This window comes from Pseudovibrio sp. POLY-S9 (assembly GCF_001431305.1).
Taxonomy (GTDB): domain Bacteria; phylum Pseudomonadota; class Alphaproteobacteria; order Rhizobiales; family Stappiaceae; genus Pseudovibrio.
In genome coordinates, this window is record NZ_LCWX01000197.1 from 69,158 (window position 1) to 70,327 (window position 1,170).

Below are 1,170 nucleotides of genomic sequence, written 5' to 3' on the forward strand. Positions count from 1 at the left end.
AGGGAGACGTTGAGCACAGCTGCGCCTAGCTCTGGTATGGTGCGCTGATCGAAAGCAGCAAGGCGCGATAGCGAGTTTGTATCGTGGTCACATCTGCAAGCGCAAACTGGGACGCAAACATGGTTCTGTGATCCATCAGCTCCATGGCAGAAAGGCATAGTTGAGAACACAAATCGGAGGTCAAGAAGACCTCCAACCGTCTTATCAACACACCCAGAAGTTCCTTGGGTGGAAGACCCGAGCAAAGCCCTTCGAGAGAAATGATGGCATCATGACCTCAACGCTTACCCGAAAACAAGCAGGAGACGCACTTCAATCATAGCTGTCATCTCAGACCTCAGTAACCAGACTCTGCCTCGTGTCCCTTAAGAGACCAGATAATCTGCTCGTATAAAGATCTCTACCTCTTTAGGGAACATGACGGTCATGTAGGCTGATTGAGACACCAGCCTACACTAAATCAGTATCAACTTAATACAGCCTTCACTGCTCTTACTGTTGCGGCAACGACTGTGTCTGCTTCTTCGTGTGTTAAGCAGAATGGGGGGGCGAAGCCGAGGATGTCGCCTTGGGGCATTGCGCGTGCGATGACTGCATCCTGAGACAGCAAGGCTGCGGAGATTTGAGCCCCGATTTTGTCGGATGCCTCGAAGAAACTATGGTCGTCGCGGTCTTTGACAAACTCTACGGCGCAGAGTAATCCCTCGCCGCGTACATCTCCTACATTGGCATGATCACCCAAAGCTTCCTTCATGGATTTGTTGAGATATGCACCAGTGGTTCCGGCCTTCTCAACAAGGTTCAGGTCGTCAAGCAATTTGAGGTTTGCGACACCGGCTGCGGCGCCAATGGGATGAGCTGAATACGTCCAACCATGGCCGATTGGTCCATTTTCATCTGTGCCCTGTTCAAGAACCTTCCAGACCTTGTCTGAGACAATAGAACCGGAGAGCGGTGCGTAGGCGGATGTCAGGCCTTTGGCAATGGTGATGATGTCTGCTTCCAATCCATAATGATCAGAACCAAACATGGATCCGAGGCGCCCAAAACCTGTCACCACTTCATCAGCAATCAGCAGAATATCGTATTTTTTCAAAACGGCTTGAATAGCCGCCCAATAACCCGCTGGTGGTGGAATAATCCCGCCGGTTCCCAGTACCGGCTCCCCCA

Annotated in this window: 1 protein-coding gene; it reads right to left on the reverse strand. The window is 51.4% G+C overall.

What is annotated here, in order from left to right:
• Positions 1-466: 466 nt before the first annotated feature.
• On the reverse strand, positions 467-1,170 hold a 704-nt coding region (locus tag PPL9_RS18855), incomplete at its 5' end, for an aminotransferase class III-fold pyridoxal phosphate-dependent enzyme (protein ID WP_152986759.1).